Annotated in this window: 22 protein-coding genes; 5 read left to right on the top strand and 17 right to left on the bottom strand. The window is 70.5% G+C overall.

Going from position 1 to position 23,362, the window contains the following annotated elements; all coding sequences use genetic code 11:
- Positions 1-77 precede the first annotated feature (77 nt).
- On the top strand, positions 78-1,490 hold the full coding sequence (locus ACWZJV_RS24035; RefSeq protein ID WP_457179125.1) for an MFS transporter: 1,413 nt from the start codon (positions 78-80) through the stop codon (positions 1,488-1,490).
- 97 nt (positions 1,491-1,587) lie between these two features.
- Here the strand turns inward: ACWZJV_RS24035 and erpA are convergent, their stop codons facing one another.
- Together erpA and ACWZJV_RS24025 are read right to left on the bottom strand one after the other, a co-directional pair.
- Complete coding sequence (erpA, locus tag ACWZJV_RS24030) at positions 1,588-1,941, bottom strand: iron-sulfur cluster insertion protein ErpA (RefSeq protein WP_008363173.1); 354 nt, start codon at positions 1,939-1,941, stop codon at positions 1,588-1,590.
- A gap of 64 nt (positions 1,942-2,005) precedes the next feature.
- Positions 2,006-3,091: a glycerate kinase family protein gene (locus tag ACWZJV_RS24025; protein ID WP_457179124.1), complete on the bottom strand. Its 1,086-nt coding sequence runs from the start codon at positions 3,089-3,091 to the stop codon at positions 2,006-2,008.
- Between the two features lie 94 nt (positions 3,092-3,185).
- On the opposite strand from ACWZJV_RS24025, the gene ACWZJV_RS24020 reads away from it, so the two are divergent.
- Both ACWZJV_RS24020 and nadA read left to right on the top strand, forming a co-directional pair.
- Positions 3,186-4,235: a DUF695 domain-containing protein gene (locus ACWZJV_RS24020; RefSeq protein WP_457179123.1), complete on the top strand. Its 1,050-nt coding sequence runs from the start codon at positions 3,186-3,188 to the stop codon at positions 4,233-4,235.
- Positions 4,236-4,311: 76 nt separating this feature from the next.
- Positions 4,312-5,484, top strand: a complete 1,173-nt coding sequence (gene nadA, locus ACWZJV_RS24015; RefSeq protein ID WP_008363175.1) for a quinolinate synthase NadA — start codon at positions 4,312-4,314, stop codon at positions 5,482-5,484.
- 86 nt (positions 5,485-5,570) lie between these two features.
- Here the strand turns inward: nadA and ACWZJV_RS24010 are convergent, their stop codons facing one another.
- The 12 genes from ACWZJV_RS24010 to ACWZJV_RS23955 form a co-directional block, all read right to left on the bottom strand.
- Entirely contained in the window at positions 5,571-7,004 is a 1,434-nt protein-coding gene (locus tag ACWZJV_RS24010) for a sensor histidine kinase (RefSeq protein ID WP_457179122.1), read from the bottom strand.
- Positions 7,001-7,726: a response regulator transcription factor gene (locus tag ACWZJV_RS24005; protein ID WP_445321542.1), complete on the bottom strand. Its 726-nt coding sequence runs from the start codon at positions 7,724-7,726 to the stop codon at positions 7,001-7,003. The genes ACWZJV_RS24010 and ACWZJV_RS24005 overlap by 4 nt, the downstream gene beginning before the upstream one ends.
- Before the next feature lie 54 nt (positions 7,727-7,780).
- The gene (locus ACWZJV_RS24000) at positions 7,781-9,706 is read right to left on the bottom strand and encodes an HlyD family efflux transporter periplasmic adaptor subunit (RefSeq protein ID WP_457179121.1); all 1,926 of its coding nucleotides are present in this window, start codon (positions 9,704-9,706) and stop codon (positions 7,781-7,783) included.
- Positions 9,703-10,545, bottom strand: a complete 843-nt coding sequence (locus tag ACWZJV_RS23995) for a hypothetical protein (protein WP_457179120.1) — start codon at positions 10,543-10,545, stop codon at positions 9,703-9,705. Before ACWZJV_RS23995 ends, ACWZJV_RS24000 begins: the two co-directional genes overlap by 4 nt.
- Before the next feature lie 31 nt (positions 10,546-10,576).
- On the bottom strand, positions 10,577-11,806 hold the full coding sequence (locus ACWZJV_RS23990; protein WP_457179119.1) for an ABC transporter permease: 1,230 nt from the start codon (positions 11,804-11,806) through the stop codon (positions 10,577-10,579).
- 56 nt (positions 11,807-11,862) lie between these two features.
- A complete protein-coding gene (locus ACWZJV_RS23985; protein WP_008363182.1) occupies positions 11,863-12,573 on the bottom strand; it encodes an ABC transporter ATP-binding protein in 711 nt (236 codons plus the stop codon).
- Positions 12,570-13,847 carry an efflux RND transporter periplasmic adaptor subunit gene (locus tag ACWZJV_RS23980; protein WP_457179118.1) on the bottom strand — a complete coding sequence of 426 codons (1,278 nt, stop codon included), beginning with the start codon at positions 13,845-13,847 and terminating at the stop codon, positions 12,570-12,572. Before ACWZJV_RS23980 ends, ACWZJV_RS23985 begins: the two co-directional genes overlap by 4 nt.
- 147 nt (positions 13,848-13,994) lie before the next feature.
- Positions 13,995-14,729 carry a class I SAM-dependent methyltransferase gene (locus tag ACWZJV_RS23975; protein WP_457179117.1) on the bottom strand — a complete coding sequence of 245 codons (735 nt, stop codon included), beginning with the start codon at positions 14,727-14,729 and terminating at the stop codon, positions 13,995-13,997.
- 16 nt (positions 14,730-14,745) lie between these two features.
- Complete coding sequence (pspAB, locus tag ACWZJV_RS23970) at positions 14,746-15,333, bottom strand: PspA-associated protein PspAB (RefSeq protein ID WP_008363187.1); 588 nt, start codon at positions 15,331-15,333, stop codon at positions 14,746-14,748.
- Between the two features lie 10 nt (positions 15,334-15,343).
- The gene (gene htpX, locus ACWZJV_RS23965) at positions 15,344-16,252 is read right to left on the bottom strand and encodes a zinc metalloprotease HtpX (protein ID WP_008363188.1); all 909 of its coding nucleotides are present in this window, start codon (positions 16,250-16,252) and stop codon (positions 15,344-15,346) included.
- Positions 16,253-16,257: 5 nt separating this feature from the next.
- A complete protein-coding gene (gene pspAA, locus ACWZJV_RS23960; protein WP_008363190.1) occupies positions 16,258-16,536 on the bottom strand; it encodes a PspA-associated protein PspAA in 279 nt (92 codons plus the stop codon).
- On the bottom strand, positions 16,533-17,315 hold the full coding sequence (locus ACWZJV_RS23955; RefSeq protein WP_196874749.1) for a PspA/IM30 family protein: 783 nt from the start codon (positions 17,313-17,315) through the stop codon (positions 16,533-16,535). Before ACWZJV_RS23955 ends, pspAA begins: the two co-directional genes overlap by 4 nt.
- 186 nt (positions 17,316-17,501) lie before the next feature.
- On the opposite strand from ACWZJV_RS23955, the gene ACWZJV_RS23950 reads away from it, so the two are divergent.
- Complete coding sequence (locus ACWZJV_RS23950; RefSeq protein ID WP_008363194.1) at positions 17,502-18,086, top strand: DUF3043 domain-containing protein; 585 nt, start codon at positions 17,502-17,504, stop codon at positions 18,084-18,086.
- Positions 18,087-18,185: 99 nt separating this feature from the next.
- On the opposite strand, the gene dapB is transcribed toward ACWZJV_RS23950, so the two are convergent.
- Complete coding sequence (gene dapB / locus ACWZJV_RS23945) at positions 18,186-18,929, bottom strand: 4-hydroxy-tetrahydrodipicolinate reductase (protein WP_457179116.1); 744 nt, start codon at positions 18,927-18,929, stop codon at positions 18,186-18,188.
- Between the two features lie 159 nt (positions 18,930-19,088).
- Here dapB and ACWZJV_RS23940 point away from each other — a divergent pair, with 159 nt between their 5' ends.
- A complete protein-coding gene (locus tag ACWZJV_RS23940) occupies positions 19,089-19,556 on the top strand; it encodes a class I SAM-dependent methyltransferase (RefSeq protein ID WP_231380341.1) in 468 nt (155 codons plus the stop codon).
- Between the two features lie 57 nt (positions 19,557-19,613).
- On the opposite strand, the gene ACWZJV_RS23935 is transcribed toward ACWZJV_RS23940, so the two are convergent.
- Positions 19,614-20,984: a M16 family metallopeptidase gene (locus ACWZJV_RS23935; protein ID WP_457179115.1), complete on the bottom strand. Its 1,371-nt coding sequence runs from the start codon at positions 20,982-20,984 to the stop codon at positions 19,614-19,616.
- Complete coding sequence (locus tag ACWZJV_RS23930) at positions 20,981-23,242, bottom strand: polyribonucleotide nucleotidyltransferase (protein WP_457179114.1); 2,262 nt, start codon at positions 23,240-23,242, stop codon at positions 20,981-20,983. Before ACWZJV_RS23930 ends, ACWZJV_RS23935 begins: the two co-directional genes overlap by 4 nt.
- Positions 23,243-23,362: the final 120 nt, after the last annotated feature.

Below are 23,362 nucleotides of genomic sequence, written 5' to 3'. Positions count from 1 at the left end.
TTGACAATAACCGGGGACTGTCCCCACATTTGAACCGGGGAGTCTCCCTGGTTCCGATGATAGCGAGGTACGCAGACATGACAGAGCTTCACGAGGCACGGGCCGACAGCGGGGCCGGTGCCCGCGGCGGAGGGTGGGCGGTGGCGGCGGTGGTGACCTGCCAGCTGATGCTGATGGTCGACGGCGTGATCGTCACCGTCGCGCTGCCCTACATCCGCGACGAGTTCGGGCTCGGCGCGGTCGGCCTGTCGTGGGTCGTCTCCGCCTACGCGCTGGCGTTCGCGGGCTTCCTCCTGGTGAGCGGGCGGCTCGGGATGATGTTCGGCCCCCGCCGCGTGCTCCTGGTGGGCGCGGCGATCTTCGTGATCGCCTCGGCAGCCGGCGGGCTCGCTCCGTCCGGTGAGCTGCTGATCGCGGCGCGCGCCGTGCAGGGCATCGGCGCGGCGCTCGCCGGGCCGGCGATCATGGTGCTGCTCGTTGCGAACACCGACGAAGGCCCGCAGCGGCTGCGCGGGATGTCGTGGTTCATCATCGGCTCCAGCCTCGGCAGCTGCCTGGGCCTGGTCGCGGGCGGCGTACTGACCGTGCTCCTGGACTGGCGCTGGGTGATGCTGATCAACGTGCCCGTCGGGGTCGCGGTCATCGCGGGGACCATGGCCTTCGTCCGGGAGGCCGACCGGATGCCCGGGCGCCTGGACATCCCCGGAGCGATCACCTCCGCCGTCACGATGGTCTCCCTGGTGCACGGGCTCACCCGAGCGGGCCAGGAGGGCTGGGACGACCCGGTCGTGCTCGGCTCCCTGGCTCTCGCGCTGCTCGCGCTTGTCGCGCTGATCGCCGTGGAGTCGCGCGCAGCGCACCCGGTCGTGCCGCTGCGCCTGCTCGCGGGCACCCGCCGCGCCGTCCCGTATGCGGGCATGCTCCTGGTCCCGGCGATGATGATCGGGTTCTTCACCTTCTCGGTGCTCTTCCTGCAGGACGTACGTCACTTCGACGCGCTCGAGGCAGGGCTGGCCTACCTGCCGTGGGGAGCATCGGTGATCCTCGGCGCCCGCCTCGTGCCGACGCTGGTTGCCCGCATCGGGGACCGCGGGACGATCACCCTCGGAATCCTCCTCGGCCTGGCGGGGCTGGTCGCCTTCGCGCTGCTGGCCGCCGATGCGCCGCTGTGGGCCGGCGTCCTGGTGCCGTGCTTCGTCTTCGGCTTCACCGCGCCGTTCTTCTTCACCCCGGCCAGCGCCGCGATCATGGCGGCGGGAGGCGAGGACTCCGGTGCCGCTGCCGGGCTGTTCCAGTCGATGCAGCAGCTCGGAGGCGCGATCGGCGTCGCGACGCTCACCGCCGTGTTCACCAGTCGCGCCGAGGACGGGATCGAGCCGGCGATGGAGTCCGCGATGCTCGCCTCCACGGCCTTCGGGCTCGTGCTCCTGCTGCTGGCGCTGACGACGCCGGCGTTCGCCGGCCGCCGGCCGGCGCCGGTCACCACCTGAGCGTCATCCCGAGCGTCATCCTGAGCGTCGTCGAACGCACGAGCGCCCCCGTCCGAACCGGACGGGGGCGCTCGCGTCGATGCTCAGTGGTGCTGACTCAGTGGAACGAGTCACCACAGGCGCAGGAGCCGGTGGCGTTGGGGTTGTCGATGGTGAACCCCTGCTTCTCGATGCTGTCCACGAAGTCGATCATCGCGCCGTTGAGGTAAGGGACGCTCATCCGGTCGACGACGACGGAGACACCGTCGAAGTCGGTGACGACGTCACCGTCGAGGGTGCGCTCGTCGAAGAAGAGCTGGTAGCGCAGGCCGGAGCAGCCACCAGGCTGCACGGAGATGCGCAGGCTCAGGTCGTCGCGGCCTTCCTGCTCCAGGAGGCTCTTCACCTTCGCGGCGGCAACGTCGCTCAGGTTGATGGAGTCGGCGCGGCGTTCGGTCGTCTGCTCGGTCATGTAGCTGGGCTCCCTGTGCGTGGGTGCGGGTTGTGTCTCTGGGTCAATCGTCGCACATCCTCGGTTATTCCCGGTGGTCGGCGGACCACGTCCGGGCGACCCTGGCGGCGACCTGGACCAGGGATTCGTACGCCTGGCCCAGCGCGCGCTCCTCGCCGACGCTGTCGACGAGCGAGTAGGCGGCGTCGATGCCGAGCGTACGCATCTCCCGACCGCTCATGCTGACCTTCCCCGCCAGCACGATGCAGGGCCGCAGGGCCTGCTCGGCGAGCCTGGCCACCCCGGCCGGCACCTTTCCGGCGGCACTCTGCGGGTCGAAGGACCCCTCGCCGGTGATCACCAGGTCGGCCCGCGAGGCCAGCTCGGGCAGCCCCAGCAGGTCGGCGACGACGTCGAACCCAGGCCGGCGGGTGGCGCCGAGAAGCAGCAGCGCGAACCCCATCCCGCCGGCCGCTCCCGCACCCTTCTCGGTCGCGGTCCTGCGGGAGGTCGCGGCGGCCAGGTCCTGCAGCGCTCCGTCCCAGCGGGGCATGGTCTCCTCTGCCAGCCCCTTCTGCGCGCCGTAGACCTTGACCGCGCCGAAGAGCCCGGTCAGCGGGTTGTCCACGTCGCTGGCGATGACGATGTCGAGGCCGAGCGGCTCGGGCAGCGTGACCTCGGTGATGCCCTCCAGCCCGGCGACACCGGCATCGAGCGGCCGGTCGGCGGTGGCGCCCAGCGCGGCCAGCAGCCCCGCTCCCCCGTCGCTGGTGCCCGAGCCGCCGAGCCCGACCACGACGGTGCTCGCCCCGGCGTCGCGGGCGGCGAGGAGCAGCTGCCCCACGCCGTACGAGGTCGCCTGCTCGGCCCCCTTCCCGCCGGTCAGGTGCAGGCCGGCGGCCTGGGCCGACTCGACGTAGGCGGTCTCGCCCACGACCAGCACCTGCGCCGACACCGGCTCGCCGTGCGGCCCCCTGACCTCGACCTCGCGCAGGTCACCGCCGAGGACGTCGTGGAGCAGCTCGAGGAATCCCGGTCCTCCGTCGGCCATCGGAGCCAGCGAGAGCTCGTCTCGCGGAGCCGTACGCCGCCACCCCTCCGCGATCGCGGAGGCCGCCTGGGAGGCGGTGAGCGTGCCTGCGTACTTGTCGGGGGCGATCAGCACTCGCATGGCCGAAACCTACCCGCGGCCGGACGTCGACGGGTGCCCGAGGACCGTTATCGATGTCGTAACCAATGCGCATGCGTCGCGTTAAGGTCGTTTCGTGCGGATCTTCGGGCGACGCGAGGCCAGGGACTCAGAGAGCAGGCGGATCAGCGCCTTCTGGACCTGGTGGGCGCAGAAGGGTGCGCTGGCGTGCGGCGCTGCGCTCGGCGCCGACGACCAGGACGCCCTGGTCGCCCTGCTGGCCCGGCGGGTCGACGCGATGGAGGCGGGCCTGAGCTGGGAGGTCGGCCCCGGGCCCCTGGGCGGACGGCTGCTGGTCGTCTCGGCAGGAGGCAACCCGGACCATCGCGCGCTCGCGCGCCGCTGGCTGCTCGCCGCGCCCGAGCCCGACGGCGTCTCGCCCTGGGAGTTCAGCGACCAGCGCCCGCCGGTCGACGATCCGGTCGAGGCCGTGCTCACCACGCCCGGTGGCGACGCGATCCGGCTCGCCGACGTGCTGGTCGGTGCCCGGCAGAAGGGCGCCCACTTCGACCTCACGCTCTTTCACCCGGCCTTCCCCGACCTCACCGAGGAAGCCCGTCTCCAGGTCGCCTTCCACGCCCTCGACACCACGCTGGGCGAGTCCAGCACGGAGCTGTGGATCGGTGAGGTCGAGACCACCACCGCCCGCCCCCGTGACGGCTTCGGCCTCGACGGGCTGCGCGCCGCGGTGAGGAACCTCCGCAAGGAGTACGTCGACCCCGACGGCAACCCGGCCTGGGTGCTGCTCCACGGGGAGAGTCCCCAGGGTCCGGTGATCGCGAGCGCGGTGGTGCCGCTGCACCCGGTGACGGCACCCAACCTGACCCACCACGTCGGCGTGATGGTGCCCTACATCGGCTTCGCCGAGCGGGGCCTCCCCTCCGCCGACGCCCTGCGCGAGCTCGGGCAGCTCGAGGACCGGCTCGCCTCGACCCTCGGCCCCGACGGCCGGGTCGTGGCCCACGAGACCACCAACGGCGTACGTCTCCTCCACGCCTACGTCGATCCCACCACCTCGGCCCCGCAGCGGCTGGAGGAGACGGTCGGCGGCTGGGTCCACGGCGACGTCGTCACCCGGGTCGACACCGACCCGGCCTGGGACGCCGTCCGGCCGCTGCGCGCCTGAGCCGGGCCCGCGGCGAGTACCACCATGTGACCCACGCCACCGGGCCATCGAACCCTCGACATGTATTATCGTCATCATGACGACTGTCGACCTCCCGCTGCTCCCCCTGGGGCGCGGCACCGACCTGAACTCCGAGCGTGGCGTCGAGTGCCCCGGCGACCTGCCGGCCGCCTCCGACCCCGACCTGGTCAAGCGCGCTCTCGCCGCCAAGGAGAAGCTGGGCGAGAAGGTGTTCGTCCTCGGACACCACTACCAGCGCGACGAGGTCATCCAGTTCGCTGACGTGACCGGGGACTCCTTCAAGCTTGCGCGCGACGCTGCCGCCCGGCCGGACGCGGAGTACATCGTCTTCTGCGGCGTGCACTTCATGGCCGAGTCGGCCGACATCCTGACCTCGCCGTCGCAGGCGGTCATCCTCCCCGACCTCGCCGCGGGCTGCTCGATGGCCGACATGGCGCGGCTGGGCCAGGTCGAGAAGGCCTGGGAGGCCCTCTCGGAGGCCGGTGTGGCCGAGCAGGTCGTGCCGGTGACCTACATGAACTCCTCGGCCGACATCAAGGCGTTCTGCGGCCGCCACGACGGCGTCGTGTGCACCTCGTCCAACGCGCAGGCCGTGCTGGAGTGGGCCTTCGAGCAGAAGGACGACGCCAAGGTCCTCTTCTTCCCCGACCAGCACCTCGGCCGCAACACCGCGGTCCTGAAGCTCGGCATGTCGCTGGACGACTGCGTGGTCTGGGACCCGCTCAAGCCCGGCGGCGGCGTATCTGCCGAGGAGCTGCGGGCGGCGAAGGTGATCCTGTGGAAGGGCCACTGCTCGGTCCACGGCCGCTTCTCCCCCGACACCATCGACGACCTGCGCGCCGAGATCCCGGGCGTGCAGATCCTGGTCCACCCCGAGTGCCAGCACGAGGTCGTCCTCAAGGCCGACCTGGTCGGCTCGACCGAGTTCATCATCAACACGATCGAGGCCGCTCCTGCCGGCTCGGCCTGGGCGATCGGCACCGAGCTCAACCTGGTCAAGCGCCTGGCCGCCGCCCACCCCGACAAGCGGATCGTCTTCCTCGACCGCACCGTCTGCTACTGCTCCACGATGAACCGCATCGACCTGCCCCACTTCGTCTGGGCCCTCGAGTCCCTGGTCGAGGGACAGGTCGTCAACCGCATCGAGGTCGACGCCGAGACCGAGCACTACGCCAAGCTCGCCCTCCAGCGGATGCTCGATCTCCCGGGCAAGACTCAGGACGACTGACCCCGTCCAGCCGAGGCGTCGGCTACGTCGGCCGAGGTGGCACCGGTGTGCCACCTCGGCCGACGTGCGTGACGCCTCGGCTGCGGTCAGCTGACGGGGAGGCGTACGGCGATGGTGGTGTCGCCGGGAACGCTGGTCAGCCTCACGGTGCCGCCGTGGGAGGTGACGATCGCGTGGACGAGGGCCAGCCCGAGGCCGGCGCCACCGTCGCGCTGGCGCGCCTCGTCGGCCCGGGTGAAGCGCTCGAAGGCGTGCGGGACCAGGGCGGGCGGGAAGCCGGGGCCGTCGTCGTGGACGCCGAAACCATCAGGACGTACGCGGACCGTGACCGTGGTGCCGGCCGGCGTGTGCCGCCGCTCGTTGGTGAGCAGGTTGCTGATCACCTGGTGGAGCCGCTGGGCGTCGCCGGTGACGATCACCTCGGCGCCGTCGACTCCGCCGGAGTCGGCGTCGGCGGGCAGCTCGAGCCGCCAGATGTGTGACGGGTCGACGACCCGGGCGTCGTCGACTGCCTCCAGGAGCAGCCGGGTCAGGTCGACGGAGTCGCGCGCCAGCGGGCGGCCCTGGTCGAGACGCGCGAGCAGGAGCAGGTCCTCGACCAGCGCGGTCATCCTCAGCGACTCCTCCTCCACCTTGCCGAGCGCCGTCGGGACCGCCTCGGGCCGCTGCTGAGCGAGCTCGGTGTACCCGCGGATGGTGGTCAGCGGCGTGCGCAGCTCGTGGGAGGCGTCGGCGACGAACTGGCGTACCTGCTGCTCGCTGCGGTGCCGCTCGGCCAGCGAGGTCTCGACGTGGTCGAGCAGCGAGTTGAGCGCGGCGCCGACCTGGCCGACCTCGGTGTCCTCGTCGGTGAGCCGCTCGGGGACCCGCTCGGTCACCGAGACCTCGCCCGAGGAGAGCGGGAGCCTGGCGACGGTGTGCGCGGTGGCGGCGACCTCGCGCAGCGGGCTGAGCTGGCGGCGTACGACGAGGTAGCCCGCGCCTGCCGCGCCGACGACGCCCAGCAGGATCAGCAGGGCCTCCCAGTAGACCAGGCTGTCGATGGTGTTCTCGACCTCGTTGGTCGAACGTCCGGTGACGACGACCACCGTCTGGCCCAGGTTGCGGTTGAACCCTGATTGGGCGATCACGCGGTAGGTGCCGCGATCGGGCAGCTCGACGTCATGGGGGCGTGCGTCGACACGTACCTCGGCCAGCAGATCCAGGTCGGCGGAGCTGAGGGACTCCATCTGGTCGGGGTTGAAGTTGCCGAGGTTGCCTTGGGGCTGACCGTTCTCGGGAAAGGCCGCCAGGACCGAGTCCGGCCCGAAGTTGAGGTCGGTGCCGGGGCCTGGGCCCGGGCCCACGACGCCGCGCGCCATGTCGTGCACGTCCCGGTCGAGACGCTCCATCAGCGTCTGGCGCAGCGCGATCGTGGCGACGGTGGCGATCAGCAGCGAGACGACCAGCACCAGGGCGACCGCGGTGATGACCAGCCGCGAGATGAGCGGCGCGACCAGCCGCTTCAGCGCGCCGGTCACTCAGCGGCCTTCAGCACATAGCCCGCACCCCGCATGGTGTGGATCATCGGCTCCCGGCCGGCGTCGATCTTCTTGCGCAGGTAGGAGATGTAGAGCTCGACGACGTTGGCCTGACCGCCGAAGTCGTAGGACCAGACCCGGTCGAGGATCTGGGCCTTGGACAGCACCCGGCGCGGGTTGCGCATCAGGAAGCGGAGCAGCTCGAACTCCGTCGCGGTGAGGCTGATCTCCTCCCCCGCCCGGCGCACCTCCCGGGAGTCCTCGTCCATCGTCAGGTCCCCGACATGGATCACCGAGTGCTCCTCGATCCGGGTCGCGCCGGCCCGCCGCATCAGGGCGCGCAGGCGCGCGACGAGCTCCTCCAGCGAGAACGGCTTGGTCACGTAGTCGTCGCCGCCCGCGGTCAGCCCGGCGACCCGGTCCTCGACGGCGTCCTTGGCGGTGAGGAAGAGGACGGGTACGGCCGGGTTGGTGGACCGTACGCGGCGCAGGACCTCGAGGCCGTCGAAGTCGGGCAGCATCCAGTCGAGCACGATCGCGTCGGGAGTGAAGTCGCGGGCGGCGCTGACCGCCTTGGTGCCGGTGTGTGCCGCCGCCACCTCCCAGCCCTCGTAGCGCAGCGCCATCATGATCAGCTCGGCGATGTTGACCTCGTCGTCCACGACGAGAACACGAAGGGGCGACCCGTCGAGGCGGGTCATGTCGGAGGCGGCAGCGGTCATGTCACTCATGGTGCCCCGAGAGGCTGTGTGAATCCTGTGTGGCTCCTGTGCGTGTCATCTGGACGGAGGACCGCCGGCCGGGAACCCACCTCCCCCGCCTGGGAATCCACCGGAACCGCCCACGTTGGTGAACGCACCGTCACCGCCGTCGGAGGAGTCGTCGGTGGTCGGCAGCGCGGCCGAGAGGTCGGCCAGCACGATCTCGTCGCCCGCGTCGATCCCTTCGGTCACCTCGACCGTGGTCCTGCCCGTGAGCCCGGTGGTGACGCGTACCCTCTGCGGGTTCCCGTCCTTGTCGAGAACGGTCACGGTTCCGTCGGAGACGGCCGAGGCCGGAACGGTGAGTACGTCCTCGGCGGATCCCAGGACGACCTCCACCGTCGCGGTGTTGCCGGCGAGCAGGTCCAGTCCCTCCTCGTCGAGCGTCACGGTCACCGAGAAGGTGCTGCTGCCCGAGGACGTGTCCGGCACCTTGCCGAGCAGGGTGACCTTGCCGGGCAGGTCCTTGTCGACACCGGCCGGCGAGACCGTGGCCGTCTGCCCCGCCTGCAGCTTGCTCAGCTGCGCGCTCGTGACCTCGAGCTCGACGCTCGTCAGGCCTTCGGCGATCACGGTGACCGCGGCGGCACCGGCGCTCACCGAGGACCCTTCGGTGACGTCCACAGCGGCGACCGTGCCGGCCGCGGGCGCCTTGATCACGGCGGCGGCCAGCGCTGCCTTGGCGTCGATGACGTCGACCTCGGCCCGGTCGATCTCGGCCTGGTCCTGGGCGATCGTCGCCGCCGTGACCGACTGGCCGGCGCCGCCCACGGCGCCACCGGAACCACTCTCCGCGCTGCCCTGACCCGTCATGCCCTCCGGCTGCGTACCCGCGCCGCCCTGACCTTCGATGCTGCCGCCGCCGGTGCCGCCGGGCATCTCCCCTCCGGAACCGCCTGGGGATCCACCCGGGTTGCCACCTCCCTCGGGGGTTCCGCCGGTTCCGCCGCCGGTGCCGCCTCCGGTGCCACCACCGGTGCCACCACCGGTGCCGCCGTCCGAGGAACCTCCGGCCGAGGCCGAGGCGAGCAAGGCGTCGAGATCATCGATCGCGGTGGAGAGCGTTCCCTTCGCGCCCGAGAGCGCCTCCTTGGCGCGGCCGACGGCTTCCTGCGCGGAGCTGAGCTGACCGATCGCATCCTGCACGCTGCCCTTGGCCGAACCCTGGGCGGCGAGCGCGTCGTCCAGGTTGCCGGTGCACCTCTCCGAGGAGCCTTCGTCGGTCGAGGTGCAGCTGGCCCTGGCATCGTTCAGCGCCTGGGCGAGGGCGCCACCGTCGTCGAGCGTGCCGCCACCCGAGACGAGCGCGGAGAGCTTGTCGATGGCGGCGGACAGGTCGGTCTGCGCGTCCTCGAGCTCGCCCTCGGCCGTGGAGACCGAGGTCTGGGCGTCGGTGACCTCGGTCTGCAGCGCCTTGATCTGCGCGACGACGTCGCTGTCGCTGACCGCCGTCACGGTGCCGGTGGTGCCGGTGAAGACGGCCGCGATCACACCGCCCGACGAGTCGGACGTCGTGGTGCTCGACTCGGTGGCCGTGCTCGAGGATGAGGACGACGTGGAGCCGGAGGCCTGGGCCTCCTTGTCGGACTCCAGCTGCGCCTTGGCGGAGGCGAGCGATGCCTTGGCCGTCTTGAGGCTCTTCTTCAGCGAGCTCGTGTCGAGCTCGGCCAGGACCTGTCCCTTCTTGACCGTGGTGCCCTCCTCGACGACCGAGGCCACGGTGCCGCTGGTACCGAAGCTGAGATCGGCACGGCCGTTCGGCGCGACCGTCCCGGTGAGCGAGAGGGTCTGCTCGACGTCGCCGGTCGAGGCCGACGCGAGACGGTAGCCGTCGGCGGGGTCCGTCGAGGCGGCGTACGCCACGTAGCCGCAGCCGGCGAGGACGGCCAGGGTCGCCACCCCCGAGGTGGCTCTGACCCAGCGTGCAGCCGGCCGCCTCACGACGACGCCCCGTCCTGCGAGCCGCCGCCCGGGAACCCACCGCGCCCGAAGCCGGTGGAGCACTCGCCGTCGACCGCGTCGGAGACCTCGATCCGCTCGGCGCTCACCGCGCCGGTGTCATCGGCGGTGCCGCTGGCCGTGACGCAGCGGCCGATGCTCAGCGCGGTGGCGTCGGCCGTCTCGGTGGCCGTCACCGTGGTCTCGCCGGTGGTGGTCACGGTCACCGTCGTGGTCTCGGGATCGGCACCCTCCTCGGCCTGCGGGTCGAACCTCGTCGCGGCGACCGTGATCGTGTCGCCGGAGACAGCGGTCACCTCACCCGAGGTGCCGAACCCGCCACCGCCTCCCGGGCCACCTGAGGGCATCCCGCCCTCGGGCGCACCCGAGGGCATCTCCCCGTCGGGGATGCCAGACGGCATCCCCGACGGACGGCCGCCGCCGAAGCCGCCCTGGCAGGATCCGTCGGTCTTCTCCGTGACCCGGATCGAGCCCGCGGTCACGGCGGTCTCGGAGCTCTCCGAACCGTCGGCCGGGGTGACCACCACGCACACTCCGGCCTTGACGTCGGCGACGCTTCCGGTGACCTGCTGACTGATCGCGGTCTTGTCGGTGTAGGTCACCGCGGTCTGGCTGTCGCTGCCCTGGACCTGGATGGTGGAGCCGTCGGCCGCAGCGACCTTGCCGGTGGCTCCTGGCATGCCGCCGCGCTGTCCGCCGCCCTGTTGACCGGCCCCCTGGCTGTCGCCCGCGGGAGCGTCCTGAGCCGTGTCGTCGGAGCCGCAGGCGGTGAACATGAACAGTCCGCCCACGGCGATGACTGCCAAACAGATGCGCTTCACAAGAGTTCCTTCGTACGTCGAGACGGGTGCGTCACTCGCTGCGGAGTGCGTCGATCGGGGTCAGGCGAGCGGCACGGGTCGCGGGGTAGACCCCGAAGCCGATGCCGAGCGCGAGGGAGGTGGCCAAGGCGGCCGCGGTGGCCACCAGGGAGAGCGAGACCGACTGGTCGATCAGGTCCGGCAGACCCCACGCGCCGAGGGAGGCGATGATGATGCCGACCACGCCACCTGCCAGGCCGAGAAGGGACGCCTCGACCAGGAACTGGTTGCGGATCACCGCCGGCGTGGCGCCGAGCGCCTTGCGCAACCCGATCTCGCGGATCCGCTCGGTGACGGAGACGAGCATGATGTTCATGACGCCGATGCCACCGACGAGGAGCGAGATCGCCGCGATGCCGCCGAGCAGGACCGTGAGGGTCTCGTTGGTCGCGTTGGCGGTCTCGACCAGCGAGTCCTGCGACGAGATCGTGAAGTCGGCGTCGGCCGCGCTCACGTCGTGCAGGTTGAGCAACAGCGCGTTGATCTCCTGGTACGCAGCCGAGAGGCGATCCTCCGAGGCGGCCTCCACATAGATCGTCGAGACGCTCGAGCTGGAGGAGCCGGTCAGGGCCTTCGCGGTGCTGATCGGGGTGACGGCGGTGTCGTCCTCGGTCGAACCCGACGAGGAGGATCCGCTCGAGGCGAGCACGCCGATCACGGTCAGCTGGGTGCCGCCGACGCTCACGGTCTGTCCGACCGGGTTGGCCGGCCCGCTGAACAGCTCCGAGGCGGTGTCGGGCCCGAGCACGACCACCTTCGCGCCCTGAGCGACCTCCTGGGAGGTGAAGAAGCGTCCCGAGGAGAGCTCCCGCTTGCGCACCTCCGGCCAGGAGGTCGTCGCCCCCACGAGCGAGGTGGTCCAGTTGGTCGTGCTGGTGTCGAGCTGGGCGTTGGAGGAGGTCACCGGCGCGACCCCCTTCACGTCCGGTGCGGCCTCGTCGTCCGCGATGGCGTCGGCATCCTGGAGGGTCAGCGTGGACGCCGACCCGAACCCACCGCGTACGCCCTCGGAGCTGGTCGTGCTGCCCGGGGAGACGATCAGCAGATTGCTGCCCAGTGCGCTGATCTGCGACTTCACCTGGTCCTGGGCACCCTGGCCCAGGCCGACGGTGAGGATGACCGAGGCGATGCCGATCACGATGCCGAGCATGGTCAGCACCGACCGCAACCGGTGGGAGCGGACCGCGTCCCAGGCCGTGCGGAAGGTCTCGGCCCAGCTCATCCCCGTCGCCGCGCGCGCAGTGCCCGACGTGTCGCGACGTCGCGGTGCCGCCCTCATCACGCCCCCACCAGGTCGTCCGCGGTGATCAGGCCGTCGCGGATCGTCAGATTACGGCTCGCCCGGGCCGCGACGTCGTGCTCGTGAGTGATGAGCACGATCGTGCGGCCGCTGTCGTGGAGCTCGTCGAGCAGCCCGAGCACGGCCGTGGTCGAGCCCGAGTCGAGGTTGCCGGTTGGCTCGTCGGCCAGGATGATGTCCGGCTCGGTGACCAGCGCCCGGGCCACCGCGACCCGCTGCTGCTGGCCGCCGGAGAGCTCACCGGGCCGGTTGTCGACCCGATCGCCGAGGCCGACCCTCGTCAGTGCCTCGACGGCGCGCTCGTGCCGCTCGGCTCTGCCCATGCCGGCGTACACCAGCGGCAGCTCGACGTTGCGCCAGGCCGCAAGGCTCGGCAGCAGGTTGAACTGCTGGAACACGAAGCCGATCCGGCGGTTGCGGACATGGGCGAGCTCGGTCTCCGACATCGTGGAGACGTCCTCGCCGCCGAGGTGGTAGCTCCCCTGCGTCGGTACGTCGAGGCAGCCGAGGATGTTCATCAGGGTCGACTTTCCCGAGCCCGACGGCCCGACCACGGCGACGTACTCTCCCGCGGTGATCCGCATGTCGACCCCGCGCAGGGCCTCGAACTCGATCGACCCGGAGCGATAGGTCTTGCGTACGCCGTCCAGCGACACCACGGCGCCGGTGGTCTCGGAGAGCGTGCTCACTGGCCACCGCCGCCCGGGAAGCCGCCACCGGGGAAGGCGCCGCCGCCCTGGAAGCCCTCGGGGAGCTCTCCGCCACCCGGGAAGCCGCCCTGGCCACGCTGGCCGCCCTCGTCGCCGCCACCACCGCCGGTGGGCCTGGTGAACCCCTGCATCTCGACGCTGTCGCCGTCCTCGAGGCCCTTGGTGATCTCGGTCGTGGCGCCGTACACCTCGCCGATCGTCACCTCGGTCTTGACCGCCTTCCCGTCGACGACCTTGTCGACGTACGTCTTGTCGCCCTCGGTCTGGATGGCGGCGCTGTTGACGGTGAGCACGTTCTCGCGCTGCTTGACCGTGATCGCGGCGGTGACGCTGGTGCCGGGATAGACGTCCTCGACCTCGCCGGTGACCGCGATCGTCACCGGGAAGACCGCGGCGCCGGTCGAGCTGGACTCGGCCACCTTCCCGACGGTGGAGACGGTGCCGAAGATGTCCTCCTCGGCTCCGTTGAGGGTGAGCGTGGCCTGGAGACCTTTCTTCACCTTCGCCGCGTCATCGGCGCTCACGGTCGCCTCGACCACGAACGAGTCGGTGGACACGACCGTGACGGTGCCGCTGGAGTCGCTGGAGCTGGAGTCGCTCGAGGAGTCCGATCCCGAGTCTCCGGGCATGCTCCCGCCGCCTCCCGCAGCGCTGTCGCCCGAGCCGGAGCTGCTGCTGGAGGATGAGGAGCCGGAGCCGACGGTGTCGCCGACCTCGATGTCGAACGCCGTCACGGTGCCGGAGATGGTGGAGCGCAGCACCGCGTCCTCCACCGCCTCGCGGGCGCTGTCCAGATCGGCCTCGGCCGAGACCACGGCGGCCTCGTCGGCGGCGAGCTGTACGTCGGAGGCACCCGAGTCCTGGTCGGTCTCGTACTGTTCCTCGGCGGCGGCCAGCGCGGACTTCGCCGCGGTGCGGGAGGCGATCAGCGACTCGTCGTCGACCTCGGCGAGCGCCTGACCCTTCTTGACCACGTCGCCCTCCGCGACGTGCACCTTCGTCACGGTGCCCGAGACCTGGAAGGTCAGGTCGGCGGTCTCGGCCGCCTCCACGGTGCCGCTGGCCGACACCGTCTCCTTCACCGTCCCCGAGGACGCCTGCACCGTCATCGTCTGGGACTGCCCGGTGTCCTCGCGGGTGAGCGCCCAGGCTCCCGCTCCGCCACCGACCACCACTGCCGCCACCCCGGCGGCGAGCAGGATCCGGGCCGTCCGCCCCAGCCTCCGCCACCGCTCCGTGAGTCTCTTGCGCACCACGCTGCCTCTCTCGTACGGCCCCGGCGGGGCGCCGGAGGGTCTGACGAGAGGACTGTGGTGAACCCGGCTATGCGGGAGGTCGGCCCCGGCTGTGGGGAGACTGTGAATCCCGTACGTCGCCGACCCGGCGGGCGGTGTGGAGCATCAGGTCCGCACGCACCTCCACCCTTCGGGAAGGCCTCGGGCCAGGTCGGCGAAGAGCGCGGCCCGGTCGTCGGCCGGGAGGATCCGGATCGCGGAGATGGTGTCGAGGTGGCGCACGTAGTCGTCGCGGGCGAGGCTGAACCGGCGCGGCACCTCCCGCTGGCGTACGTCGCTCAGCCGGTCGTCGGCCAGCATCTCGTCCCCGGGGAACAGCATCGGCGCATCCGCCGGGGACGGCGGCGGCAGGTGACGGCCCTCCGGGGCGTACGCCGCGATCATCTCCTCCTCGACCGCCGCGACCTCGTCGTCGGCGAGCTCGAAGGGACCGCCGAAGAAGGCCACCGCTCCCCCGGCGCGGACCAGCGCGGTGGCAAGGTCCCACCGGGTCACCGGCGCGGTCCAGTGCCAGGCCGCGGCCGCGTAGAGAAGGTCGAACGGTTGGTGGTCGGCCGGGTAGAGGTCCTCCAGAGCGGCCCGCACGGTGATCACCGGCAGGCCGGCGCACTCGCGGCGGAGGACGGCGAGCATCTCGGCGTCGGGGTCGGTCGCGAGCACCTCGATCCCGGCGCCCGCGAACGTCCGGGTCGCCTTCCCGGTGCCGGCACCGATCTCGATCGCCCGGCGCACCGGCCCTTCGGCGACCTCGGTCACCAGCGCGACCAGGCTCTCGGGGTAGCCGGGACGATAGCGCTCGTAGTCCTCCGCGACCGCGCCGAAGCTCCGTGCCCGTTCCATGTCGACCTCCGGTCGGTCAGAGCCCGGGGGCGCCCCAGACGGCGAGCCAGCGGGACAGATCCTTCTCGACCGGGAGGTCGCCCTCGATCGCGGTGCGGACGTTGATCTCGAGGAGGTTGTCGCGCTGCTGCGGGCCGGTGGGGACGAAGGGGTAGAAGGTGCCCTGCTTGTAGAGGTAGATCAGGCCGACGCGGCGCCCGTCGGCGCCTTCGAAGGTGATCAGGGAGCACAGCAGCCCGGGGCCGAAGCCGTTCATCTCCAGCGTCGTGTTGACCGCGTGCAGGTCGGTGACCAGGCCGGTGATGTCGGGGTTGTCCGGGTCCAGCGGCTCGCGGTCGACGCTGAGCCAGGTGAAGCCGAACTCGTCGACGCTCGTGGTCACCTTCGGCGCGTTCTCGGAGGCGCCGAGCAGCTCCACGACGTCGTTCTGGGTGCCGGCGAACCCGGCCCCGGCGGCGGCCCGGTAGCAGACCGCGCCGTCGCCGGTCGGGACCAGCCCGAGCGAGGTCTGCATGGTGAGCGCGGCCGTCGGCACCGCGAACAGCGCGTCGAGGTTGGCCTGCTTCGGTCGCGTACGACCTGTGATGACGTCCCAGAAGCCCACGAGGGCGACCCTACTGCGCCGGACGGCCCAGCTCGGCCTCGATCCGGGCGAGTTGCTCCAGCCGCTGCTCCAGCGACGGATGCGTCGAGGTCAGCGTACGCAGCGACTGGCCGCTGATCGCCGGCGCGATGAAGAACGCGTTCAGCGCCTGCGAGGACCGCAGGTCCCGGCTCGGGATCGCGGAGATCTCGCCGGTGATCTTCTGCAGCGCGCTGGCCAGCGCGGCGGGCTTCATGGTCAGCTGCGCGCCGGCCCGGTCGGCGGCGAGCTCGCGGTAGCGCGACAGCATCCGCAGCAGCAGCCACGACACCGCGTAGACCGCGAGCGAGACCAGCAGCACCACCAGCCACACCGGAAGACCGTTGTTGTTGTCGCGGCGGCCGCCACCGGCGTACGCACCGTACTGCGAGCCGCGGCTCAGCATCCCGGCCACGATGCCGGCCGAGGAGGCGACCGTCATCACCAGCACGTCGCGGTGGGCGACGTGGGAGAGCTCGTGAGCGATCACGCCCTCGAGCTCCTCGGCGCTCAGCCGCTGCATGATGCCGGTGGTCACCACGACCACGGACCGCTTCGGCGAGCGGCCGGTGGCGAAGGCGTTGGGCATGTCGGTGTAGGCGATCCCGACCCGCGGCTTCGGCATGTCGGCCAGGGCGCACAGCCGGTCGATCATCGCGTGCAGCTCGGGCGCCTCTTCGGCCGACACCTCTCGCGCGCGCATCGCGCGCATCGCGAGGGTGTCGGAGGAGTACCACTGCCACCAGGCGATGCCGAGCCCGACGATGCCGATGATCGGCGCCCACTGCGCAGGCAGCACGAACATCAGAGCCACGACGAGCCCGACGAACAGTGCGCCGAGCAGGAACATCACCGTGGTCATCCGGACGGTCAGCCCGGCATCACCCTGGAAGCGTGACATGCTGCTCAGCCAGGGATGAGGCCCTCGTCGCCGAGCATCTCGGAGACCTCGGCGAGCGTGGAGCCGGGTCCGGGGAGGATCAGGTCGGAGGAGTCGATCGCGTCGACCGGGTGGGCGGTCCCGAGCGAACGGACGCTGTCGAGCAGCGCGGTGAGAGCCTGTTCGAAGACGGCCTCGTCGGTGCCCTGGCAGGCAGCCTCGACGGCGGCGTCGAGCTCGTTGAGCTTGTCGACGGCGGCGTCGTCGACGTCGTACTGCCCCTCACCCAGGATGCGGACGATCACTGCTCGGCCTTCTTCTCGGTCGACTCCACGTCGATCACCGGCGCGTTGGCGTCGGCGGCGGGCAGCGCCTGCGTCTGCTGCGGAGCGCTGAGGCCCTTGAGCGCGGCGAGCTCGGCCTCGACGTCGTTGGTCGAGCTGAGCGCGTCGAGCTGACGGGTGATGTCGTCGGACGGTCCGGCGGTGAGGTCGTCGAGGGCGCCCGAGGCGAGCAGCTCGTCGACGGCACCGGCACGGGCCTGCATCTCGAGGGTCTTGTCCTCGGCACGCTGCATCGCCAGGCCGATGTCGCCCATCTCCTCACCGATGCCGGAGACGGCCTCGTTGATCCGGGTCTGCGCCTCGGCGGCGGTGTAGGTCGCCTTGATGGTCTCCTTCTTGGTGCGGAAGGCCTCCACCTTGGCCTGCAGCCGCTGCTGGGCGAGGGTGAGCTTCTCCTCCTCACCCTGGAGAGTGGCGAGCTGCGTGTTGAGATCGTTGATCTGGCTGGTCAGCCCCGACTTGCGGGTCAGCGCCTCGCGAGCGAGATCCTCGCGGTTCATCTCGATGGCCTTCTGGGCCTGTCCGGTGAGCTTGTCGGACTGCTGCTTGAGCCCGTTGATCTGCAGCTCGACGCGCTTGCGGCTGGTCGCGACGTCCGCGACGCCGCGGCGGACCTGCTGCAGCATCTGAAGCTGCTTCTGGTAGCTGTAGTCGAGCACCTCCCGTGGGTCCTCGGCCTTGTCGAGCGCCTTGTTTGCCTTCGCCTTGAAGACCAGGCTCAGCCGCTTCATCACACTCATCGGTTCCCTTTACGCCTCTCATATGCGGCCGACCGCCGGCCGCCCCGCGTCGTCGCTTGCCGCTGGACTCTCGTGTCCTAGGACAAGTGTTGCCTCTCACCTTAGGTCGGGTCCACAAAACTCGCTGTCAAGGCCGCTCGGGATATCCTGTGTGTGTCCCAGCCAACAGGTAAGAGGTCACTTAAGTTGTTCGGTCGTAAGTCCCCCGCCCCGCAGGTCGTCGAGCCCGAGAGCCCGGTCAAGGAGACCGGCAAGGGTCGTCCGACCCCCACGCGCAAGGAAGCGGAGGCAGCTCGCAAGGCGCGCCTCAAGCAGCCGCGTACGCGCAAGGAGATCAGCGCCGCCAACCGCGCCCAGCGCGCCGAGCAGGGCGACAAGATGCGCCAGGCGATGAAGACCGGCGACGAGCGCTACCTGCCGCTGCGCGACAAGGGCCCGGTCAAGCGGTTCATCCGCGACTGGATCGACGCCCGGTTCACCTTCGCCGAGATCGTGCTCCCGGTGCTGATTATCGCGCTGGTGGTGCCCTACGTCAGCCTCGAGCTCGCGATGTACTCCCAGCTCTTCACCCTCGTCGTGATGGCCACCGTGATCGTCAACCTGATCGCGCTGCGCTTCCTGCTCCGCAAGGAGCTCAAGCGCCGGTTCCCCGACAACGACCTCAAGGGCACGACCTACTACGCGATCATGCGGGCCATCCAGCTCCGTCCGCTGCGCCTGCCCAAGCCGCAGGTCAAGATCGGCACCCAGCTCCCCGACGACTACCGCTGAGGCACATCGCGCCGAGAATGCAGTTGTGGCGGACGAAACGCTAGTTTCGTCCGCCACAACTGCATTCTCGGCGTCCACAGGTGCGGACTCGGCGAGGCTTCAGAGTCCGAGGACGTCCTCGAGGCCGATGGTGAGGCCCGGCCGCGAGCCGATGCCGCGGATCGCGGCGAGCACGCCGTGGGCGAAGGAGGCGTGGGAGAGCGAGTCGTGGCGGATGGTCAGGAGCTCGCCGACGCCGCCGAGGACGACCTCCTGGTGGGCGACCGACCCGGACATCCGCAGCGAGTGGACCGGGATGCCCTCCACGGAGGCGCCACGGGCGCCGTCGAGCGCCGAGGTGGTCGCGTCGGGCGCCGGGCCCACGCCGGCCTCCCGGCGCGCCGCAGCGACGAGCTCGGCGGTCCTGCGTGCCGTACCGGAGGGAGCGTCGGCCTTCCGCTCGTGGTGGGTCTCGACGATCTCCACCGACGGGAAGTGGGCCGCGGCGAGCTCGGCGAACCGCATCATCAGCACGGCACCGACCGAGAAGTTGGGCACCACCATCGCGCCGACGCCCGGCGCCTTCGCCAGCCAGGCCTCGAGCTGCTCGACGCGGTCGGGACCGAAGCCCGAGGTGCCGATCACCGTGTGCACGCCGTGGGACAGACAGAACTCGGCGTTGCCCATCACCGCCTCGAGGGTGGTGACGTCGACGGCCACCTCGGCGCCGGCGTCGGTGATCGTCGACAGCTCGTCGCCGCGGCCGATCCGCGCCACGAGCTCGAGGTCGTCGGCGGACTCGACGGCATCGCAGACCGCCGAACCGAGCTTGCCACGTGCACCGAGAACAGCCACCTTAGTCATGGGGCCCAACCCTATAGATCACGCTGCAGCAACGATCTACCAGCATCCGGTGAACACTGTCCGGCGAGGGTCGTGCGCACAACCGTAGAAGGATCTGGCAGTCTTGGACCCATGGTGGTGCAGACGATCCCTGCTCGGATCCGTTGGGCCGTTGACTTCATGGACATTCAACCGAACGATCATGTCCTTGAGATCGGCTGCGGTCCGGGGGCTGGTGCCGAGCTGATCTGTAGCCGGCTGGAGACCGGAAAGCTGTTTGCGATCGACCGCTCGGAGTCGGGTGTCGATCGTACGAAGCGACGCTGCGCGAAATACCTGGAGGCAGGACGCCTCACGGTTCGCCAGATCGACCTCGCGACGCTGCGGGTGCCGGTCAAGCGGCTGACGAAGGTCTTCGCGTTCAACGTCAACCTGTTCTGGGTGCGTGACGCATCCGCCGAGATCGCGCTGCTCCACGAGCGCGTCCTCCCCGGCGGCACCGTCAACCTCTTCTACGAGGCCACCCAGCGCGAGCAGGTCCCCGAGATGATCGAGAAGTCGAGCAAGGCTCTGGCCGACGCCGGCTTCCGGGTCTCCATCGTCGACTCCAAGGTCCCGGCCGCGGTCGGGATCATCGGTAAGCGGTAAGCCGCCGCCGACCCAGATCACGCGGAGTCGGCTCGTCCTGACGAGCCGACTCGGCGCTCAGGCCGGTCCCACGACAGCGAGGATCTCGGGCCGGGAGAGGATCTCGGCGGCGACCTCGCGACAGTCCTCCAGGGTGACCGCGTCGATGCGCGCCAGGACCTCGTCGATCGAGTAGAGCTCGCGGTGGACCAGCTCGGCACGGCCGATGCGGGACATCCGGGAGGCCGAGTCCTCCAGGCCCAGCACCAGTCCGCCGCGCAGCTGGCCCTTGCCGAGCTCGAGCTCCTCGGCGGTGATGCCGTCGCGGGCGACGGCGGCCAGCTCGGAGCGTACGACCTCGAGGACCTCGTCGAGCTTGGCCGGCAGGCAGCCGACCTGGACCCCGAAGAGGCCCGTCTCGGCGTGGCTGTAGGCGTAGGAGTAGACCGAGTAGGCCAGGCCCCGGTGCTCGCGGACCTCCTGGAAGAGCCGTGAGGAGGTCGCCCCGCCAACGGCGGTGTTGACCACCTCGAAGGCGAAACGGCGGTCGTCGCCGCGCTGCAGGCCCTCGCGGGCCAGGATCACGTTGACCTGCTCCAGCGGGCGCTGGGCGCTGATCTCGCCGGCCACGACCTCCAGCGGGGAACCCTCGCGGGGAGGCACCGGCGCGGCCGCGCCGGTCAGGAAGCCCGACCCGGAGAACGCCTTCTCCACCATCGCCACGACCTCGTCGTGCTCGACGTTGCCGGCGACCGAGACGACCATCCTGGGCGCGACGTAGTGCTCCCGGTAGAAGTCGTCGATCTCCGCGCGGGTCAGCGCGGTGATCGAGGCCTCGGTGCCGGCGATGCCCCGCCCGAGCGGTGTCTCGGCGCCCCACGCCTGGGCGGCGACGAGGTTGTGGATCACGTCGTCGGGGTCGTCGTCGTGCATGGCGATCTCGTCGAGGATCACGTCACGCTCGGCCTCCACGTCCTCGGCGGTGATCAGCGAGGAGGTCAGCATGTCGCCGACGACGTCGATCGCCAGGGGCAGGTCGACGTCGAGCACCCGCGCGTGGAAGCAGGTGTACTCCTTGGCGGTGTAGGCATTGAACTCGCCGCCGACGCGGTCCATCGAGGAGGAGATCTCCAAGGCCGTACGCGACGGGGTGCCCTTGAACAGCAGGTGCTCGAGGAAGTGGGAGCAGCCGTGCTGACGCGCGGTCTCGTCCCGGGACCCGACGCCGATGAAGACGCCGATGGCCGCCGAGCGGACCCCGGCCATCTGCTCGGTCACGATCCGCAGGCCCGAGGGGTGGACCGTACGGCGCACCAGCGACGTCACCGCCCCGTTGACCTCGGTCTGCTCGAGCGTGACGGTGGTGCCGGGCTCCTGGTTATAGCCGGAGGACCGGCCGACACCCATGTGTCGACCGGTCCCCCAGGTGGTGCGTGACGCCAAGGTCACTCCTCGTCTGCGGCCTCGGTGGCGGTCTCGGCCGGAGTCTCCTCGGCGGGAGCCTCCTCCTCGAGCACCGGGGCGAGCGAGAGCTTGCCGCGGTCGTCGATCTCGGCGATCTCGACCTGGATCTTCTGGCCGACCTCGACGACGTCCTCGACCGACTCCACGCGCTTGCCGCCGTTGAGGGCGCGCAGCTTGGTGATGTGGAGCAGGCCGTCCTTGCCCGGGAGCAGGGCGACGAAGGCACCGAAGTTGGTCGTCTTCACGACCGTGCCGAGGTAGCGCTCGCCGACCTCGGGCATGGTCGGGTTGGCGATCGCGTTGACCGCCGCCCGGGCGGCCTCGGCGGCAGCGCCGTCGGTCGCACCGATGAGCACCGTGCCGTCGTCCTCGATGGAGATCTGGGCGCCGGTGTCCTCCTGGATCTGGTTGATCACCTTGCCCTTCGGGCCGATGACCTCGCCGATCTTGTCCACGGGGACCTTCACGGTGATGATCCGCGGAGCGGTCGGAGCCATCTCCTCGACGCCGCCGATGGCCTCGTGCATGACGTCCAGGATGGTCGTACGCGCGTCCTTGGCCTGGTTGAGGGCCTGGGCGAGGACCTCGGCCGGGATGCCGTCCAGCTTGGTGTCGAGCTGCAGCGCGGTCACGAACTCCGAGGTGCCGGCGACCTTGAAGTCCATGTCGCCGAAGGCGTCCTCGGCACCGAGGATGTCGGTGAGCGCGACGTACTTGGTCTCGCCGTCGATCTCACCGGAGATCAGACCCATCGCGATACCGGCGACCGGGGCCTTCAGCGGGACACCGGCGTTGAGCAGCGACATCGTCGAGGCGCAGACCGAGCCCATCGAGGTGGAGCCGTTGGAGCCCATCGCCTCGGAGAGCTGGCGGATCGCGTAGGGGAACTCCTCGCGGCTCGGGAGCACCGGCAGGAGCGCGCGGCGGGCGAGCGCACCGTGGCCGACCTCGCGGCGCTTGGGCGAGCCCACCCGGCCGGTCTCACCGGTGGAGAACGGCGGGAAGATGTACTTGTGCATGTAGCGACGGTGCTTCTCCGGGGAGAGCGTGTCGAGCTGCTGCTCCATCTTGAGCATGTCGAGGGTGGTGACACCCAGGATCTGGGTCTCGCCGCGCTCGAAGAGCGCCGAGCCGTGGACCCGCGGGATCACGCCGACCTCGGAGTGCAGCGGACGGATGTCGGCCAGGCCGCGACCGTCGATGCGGACCTTGTCGCGCAGGACCTGGGTGCGGATGGCCTTCTTGGTGAGGGCCTTGTACGCCGCACCGATCTCGCCTTCGCGACCCTCGAACTGGGCGCCGATCTTCTCGAGCAGGGCGAGCTTGATCCGGTCGCCCTCCTCCTCGCGCTCCAGCTTGGTCAGGACGCGCTCGCGCGAGCCCTTGACGCTGTAGAGGTCGGTGACGTCGGCGCCGACGGTGGCCTCGACGGCCTCGTAGACGTCGTCCTGGTAGTCCAGGAAGATCGGGTACTCCTGCACCGGCTTGGCGGCCTGCTTGGCCAGCTCGGCCTGAGCCTCGACCAGCTGCTTGATGAACGGCTTGGCGGCGTCGAGGCCACCGGCCACGATCGGCTCGGTCGGCGCCTGGGCACCGGACTGGACCAGGTCCCAGGTCTGCTCGGTGGACTCGGCCTCGACCATCATGATGGCGACGTCGCCGGTCTCGGTGACGCGGCCGGCCACGACCATGTCGAAGACGGCGTTCTCGAGCTGGCTGTGGGTCGGGAAGGCGACCCACTGGCCCTCGATCAGGGCGACGCGCACGCCGCCGACCGGGCCGGAGAACGGCAGGCCGGAGAGCTGGGTGGACATCGACGCGGCGTTGATCGCGAGCACGTCGTAGGGCTGGTCGGGGTCGAGCGCCATGACGGTGATGACGACCTGGACCTCGTTGCGCAGACCCTTCTTGAAGGTCGGGCGCAGCGGGCGGTCGATCAGGCGGCAGGTGAGGATCGCGTCCTCACCCGGGCGACCCTCGGAACGGAAGAAGGAGCCGGGGATCTTGCCCGCGGCGTACATCCGCTCCTCCACGTCGATGGTGAGCGGGAAGAAGTCGAAGTGGTCCTTCGGCTGCTTGGAGACGGTGGTCGCCGACAGCAGCATCGTCTCGTCGTCGAGGTAGGCGGTCACGGAACCCGCGGCCTGGCGGGCGAGCAGCCCGGTCTCGAACTTGACGGTGCGGGTGCCGAACTTGCCGTTGTCGATGGTGGTCTCGACGGCAGTGATGACTGGTTCGGTCAAGGAATTCGTCCTTAGTCTTTGTCGCGGAGCGCCCCCGCGCCGGGCGTGTGCGTTCACTGCGCACAGGGCCGGTCTTCGATCGAGACCCTCAGCCTTCTCGGCACGTGCCGAGATCTGGGA

The organism is Nocardioides sp. WG-D5 (genome assembly GCF_054031175.1).
Note: the sequence above shows the minus strand (reverse complement) of the source record. Positions and strands in the feature narration are given on the sequence as shown.